At 67.1% G+C, this 4,787-nt stretch carries 3 protein-coding genes; 1 reads left to right on the forward strand and 2 read right to left on the reverse strand.

Features of this window, described 5'->3' with window-relative positions; all coding sequences use genetic code 11:
* Window positions 1-126 precede the first annotated feature (126 nt).
* Window positions 127-1,920: an ABC transporter substrate-binding protein gene (locus tag ACWGJ2_RS34430; protein WP_453350274.1), complete on the reverse strand. Its 1,794-nt coding sequence runs from the start codon at window positions 1,918-1,920 to the stop codon at window positions 127-129.
* Window positions 1,921-2,008: 88 nt separating this feature from the next.
* Window positions 2,009-3,052 (reverse strand): ABC transporter permease, encoded by a 1,044-nt coding sequence (locus ACWGJ2_RS34435; RefSeq protein WP_453350275.1) that lies wholly within the window; start codon window positions 3,050-3,052, stop codon window positions 2,009-2,011.
* Between the two features lie 493 nt (window positions 3,053-3,545).
* Between ACWGJ2_RS34435 and ACWGJ2_RS34440 the strand changes: the two genes are divergently transcribed.
* The gene (locus ACWGJ2_RS34440) at window positions 3,546-4,583 is read left to right on the forward strand and encodes a hypothetical protein (RefSeq protein WP_453350276.1); all 1,038 of its coding nucleotides are present in this window, start codon (window positions 3,546-3,548) and stop codon (window positions 4,581-4,583) included.
* Window positions 4,584-4,787: the final 204 nt, after the last annotated feature.

Genomic DNA, 4,787 nt, shown 5'->3' on the forward strand with positions numbered 1-4,787 from the left:
TAACTATTGCTTTACGTACCCATTCTTTGGGGGGTCTGTCATTCGAGGCTGGTCCGGGGCGTGGGGGCCCCCCGGGTTAGGGGGGGGCACCACATCGGCCGCGTGTAACCCCGCTGGGTGCGGTGGTTACTTCTTGATGTAGAGCTGGGTCGGGTCGATGGCGCTGATGACGTTGTTCATCACGGCACCGCCGACCTTCGAGCCGTGCAGCTGGATCTGCTTGTAGTACATCAGCGGAACCTCGGGCAGGTCCTCCTTGAGGATCTTGTCCGAGAGCTTCGCCCACTCCTTGGCGGCCTTGTCCTTGTCGGTCATCTCGGAGATGCGGTCCATCTCCTTGTTCATGGCCTCGTTGTTGTAGTGCGAGTAGTTCGCGGCGCCGTCCTGGATCTGACGGCCGTCCAGCGTCGGCGGGATCACGGTGCTGGCGCTCGGCCAGTCGGCGCCCCAGGACGCGTGGTACATGTCGTAGTTGTTCTTGATCTTGCCGATCTGGTCGTACCAGGTGTCGGCGACGATGTCCTTGAGCTGGACGTCGAACCCGGCCTTCTTGAGGTTGTCCTCGGCGGCCACGGAGAACTTCTGCCACTCGGGCGCGTTCTGGTAGGCGAAGGTCAGCTTCATGCCGGTCTTGCCGGCTTCCTTGAGGAGCTTCTTGGCCTTCTTGACGTCACCCTGCGGGTTCTTGATCTTCCCGTAGGGGTCGGAGTCCGTGTGGCCCGCGACGGTGGGGCTCAGGTAGTTGCCCGCCGCCTCGCCGCCGCCGGAGCCGCCGAACGCCTGCACCAGGGACTGCGAGGGCAGCGCGTAGGCGATGGCCTCGCGGACCTTCTTGTCCTTGAGCCGGTCCATGTTGAAGGCGATCTTGCCGACGTACGGCTGGTAGCCGGAGAGCGAGCGCTTCTTGACGTCGGCGTCGCTGCGCACCGTCTGCATGCTGGAGGCGTCCACCTGGTTGGTGAAGCTCACCGCGGTCTTGTTCTCCTCGCTGTCCGAGGCGAGCCGCTTGGTGGAGTCCTCGAAGGAGACGCCGAACTGGATGTTGAACGAGTCGACGTACTGGTGGCGCACCGGGTCCGTCTTCGCGTCCCACTCCTCGTTCCGCACGAGCTTCATGCTCTTGCCGGACTTGAAGGACTCGATCTTGTACGGGCCCGAGGTCACCGGCGCCTTGTCGTACTTCTCCTTCGTGTCGCCCTTCTCCTGGACGATGGAGTATCCGGCCATGCCGAGCGCGTAGGGCATGTCGGGCTGCGGGGTCTTGAAGTGGAAGACGATGGTCTTGTCGTCCGGCGTCTCCAGGACGCTGTCCGGCAGGTGGTCGCCCTTGTAGGGGCCGTCCTTGAGCAGCTTGCGGTAGTCCGTGCCCTTGGTGTCGGCCAGCCACTGCTGGATGAACGTCGGGCCCTCGGAGATGAAGGGCGCGAACTGGCGCTCAAAGGTGTGGCGGACGTCCTTGGAGGTGATCTCCGAGCCGTCCTCCCACTTCACGCCGTCCTTCAGCTCGTACGTCCAGGTCTTGCCGCCGTCCGACGCCTTGCCGCTGTCCTTGGCCAGGTCGCCGACCACGGTGTAGTTGCCGTTGCTGTCGCGCTTGTAGCTCGTCAGCCGCCGGTGGATCAGCGTCGACATGGCGCCTTCGTCGCTGACGTAGATCTGGGCGGGGTCGAGGTGCGCGAAGCTGTCGCGCTGGTAGACGGTGAGCGCGCCGCCCTTCTGGGCGCCTTCGACGGCCTTGGCGGGGCCCGTCGAGTCCTTCGCGTCGCCGAACTCGTACGACACCTGCTGGTTCTGGGCATCGTCCTTGCCGACGCCCTCGTCGCCGCCCCCGCCGCCGCTGCTGCACGCCGTGAGGAGCAGCGCCCCCGACGTGAGCGCCACTATCGAGGCGCGCGCTCTGCGCATGCTGAATCCGCTCATGGTGTTCTCTGCACCTGCCTGTCGGTTGTCCGTTGCTGCTGCCTGACTGATGCGAGCCGGGGTGGCAGCACCCCCCTCCGCTCGGTCGTCACCGACCCGACTTCGGGTCGAATGCGTCCCTGACCGAGTCCCCAAGCAGGTTGAACGCAACGATGAAGATGACCATCGCGCCGCCCGGGAAGAACATGTAGGTGATGTCGCTCTGGTAGACATCGGCGCCCGTGGCGAACATCCGGCCCCAGTCGGGAGTGGGCTCCAGCATGCCGACGCCGAGGAACGACAGCCCCGCGATGGCGGTGACGAAGTTCGGCAGCATGTACGTCGACTGCACCAGGATGGGTGTCACCACGTTCGGCAGCAGCTCCTTGCGGATGATCCGCCAGGGAGGGGTGCCCGCGACCTTCGCCGCCTCGACGAACTCGCGCTCGCGCAGCGAGAGGACCTGCCCGCGCAGCAGCCGGGCGAGGGTCATCCAGCCCAGCAGCCACATCACGAAGATGAGCACTGACGCGCGTAGCAACGTCGGCATGCGGTCCTGCGGATCGACCAGCAGGGCCGCGATGACGGGCGTGAAGGCGACGAAGAAGAGCTGGTTGGGGAACGACATCATCAGGTCGGTGAGCCGGCCCAGGAAGTAGTCCGTCCGGCCGCCGAAGTAGCCCCCCGCCACGCCGATGATGATCGCGGTGCCCACGGACAGCAGCGTGATCACGATGACCAGCGTCAGCGAGGTCCGCATGCCGTAGACGAGCTGCATGAACACATCGCGGCCCAGCCCCGGTTCGAGGCCGAACCAGAACTCGCCGTCGATGCCGCCGTTCGGCTTGATCGGGAAGCCGTTCTCGTTGAGGAGGCCGGGGCGCTCCTGCCCGTAGCGGGTGTACGGATCCTTGCCGTACAGCCACGAGATCACGGGGGCGAGCGCTGCGATCGCAAAGAAGGCGATGACGATGCACGCGGAGATCACGCCCGTACGGTCGCGCTTGAAGCGCATCCACATCAGTTGGCCGGGAGACCGGCCTACGAGCGGGCCGTTCTTGCCGTTCTTGCCGACCTGCTCCGTGCTCAGGCCGACGTCACCGGGGCCTGGGGTGTCGGCCCCGGCCGTCGCGGCCTGGGAAGGACTCGTCATCTGTTTTGCGCCCCCGCGCTCAATTCTCGCCGGAGCCCGTTTCGTTGGCATCTGTAGGGTGCCGCGGGCATGAGTGGGTTGAGCGGACTTTTGCAAGCGAATAAGTGCCCAGTCAAGAGGTCTTGGACGCAGTCTGTGCGCTTGGAGCGCATCTTGAGCGAAGGTTTTGCAGATTGAGGTCCGAGCGTGCTTGACGGCGTCCGGCGTGAACGGACATATCTGAATAAAACATCAACAAACGCGTTAACGTTCCCGCAACTCAGCCGTCGCAGTACCGATATACGGACCTTGCACTCTGAACTCCGTACGGCCGTGCGGGTGCCGTAGACCGGCCGGGTCGGGCCATGCCGCCCCGGCCGGTCGCCCGGACAGGGACGAAGCACCCTTGCCTGTGCCGCTCCTGTGTTCCTCGTTCCGCTGTGGAAAGCTAGTCGGCGCGGCCGTCCATGGGTAGGTCCCGGACACCGCTATCCGCATCCACCGGGAGCCGGGCATGGGCCAGGACAAGACACTCGCGCGCGGCGCACGCATATCGGGCGCCGTCGCGCTTGCCGCGCTCGCCCTCCTCAGCCTCGGCTGGATCATCCGCGACTTCGTCGCCGCCACCGAGGTCGCCGACGTGTGGTGGATGTGGTCGGGCCTCCCGGCCCGCGCTGCCGACGGACTCTGGGCGACCTCGGCCGTCGAGCCGACGCTCCTGGTCCTGTACGTGGTCTGCGCCGTCACCGCCGTCCGCTCCTCCGCCTCGGCGGGCATCCTCGCCGCGACGGGCGTCCTGACCGTCCTGCTGCGCGTCCCCAGCCTCTGGAACCTCAACGCCGACTGGATGCAGGGCGTCGACGACGCCCTGCGCGACACGGCCCTCTACAGCGTGATCGCCATGCTCGTGCTCGGCGTGATGCTCGTCGTCATCGCGGCGGCGGGGCGGCGGCCCGTGACGGGCGGCTACGGGCAAGGGTACGGAAACGGGTACGGGACCGGATACGGGTACGGGTCCGGTGACCCGGGGCCCGGCGCGGAGGGGCCCGCGCGGCCCACCCGGGGCGGGGGCGTCGTCGCCTTCCTGCTGCTGGGCAGCGCTGCGGGGGTGCTCGCGGCCTGGGAGATCCACTGGTGGCTCGACCAGGGCTGGGGCCTCTACCACCGTGCCCTCACCGGCGAACGCGCCCTCGTCACACTGCTCGCGGTGCCCAGCAGCTGGAACAGCTGGGCGCTGGCCGTGCTCGCGCTGGGCGCGGCGGTGGCGGCTGTGGCGCACGCGACGTATGCGCGTCCGCTGGGGATGACCGTGGGCGCTGGGGTGCTGGGTGCGGGGGTCTTCTATGTGTCGTACGCGGTGAAGATGAACCTCTTCGACGGGTTCGGGGAGCTGAGCGTCCAGGAACGGTTGCGGGTCGGCACCGCGGTGTTCGAGGTGGTGGCGGGGCTTCTCGTGCTGGGCGCTCTCGCCGCGCGGGCGGCACGCGACGAGGAGACCCCGCTCCGCGACTACGGCCCCAACACGGGGTTCCCTTCGCGGGGTGCGGAATGAAACGGGGGGTTGCCGCTTCACCGGGTTGCGCCCTCACACGGGGTGCGAGGTTGACCGCTTCACGGGGTGCCCGTCTCTTGTAGGGGTGCGCCTTGGCTGGTGCCCCTTTGGGTTCGTTCGCGTGGTGCGGGCCGGTGGCACGGGTTGTGCCCACCCGTCCCGCCTTGCGGGACGATTGCCCACAACATTTGGGTGCCGTCGCCC

The organism is Streptomyces sp. NPDC054796, assembly GCF_053611545.1.

Excerpts from the sequence above, each read along its gene's own strand:
- ACWGJ2_RS34430 (WP_453350274.1), bottom strand. The coding sequence starts at position 1,920 with ATGAGCGGATTCAGCATGCGCAGAGCGCGCGCCTCGATAGTGGCGCTC.
- ACWGJ2_RS34440 (WP_453350276.1), top strand. The coding sequence starts at position 3,546 with ATGGGCCAGGACAAGACACTCGCGCGCGGCGCACGCATATCGGGCGCC.
- ACWGJ2_RS34435 (WP_453350275.1), bottom strand. The coding sequence starts at position 3,052 with ATGACGAGTCCTTCCCAGGCCGCGACGGCCGGGGCCGACACCCCAGGC.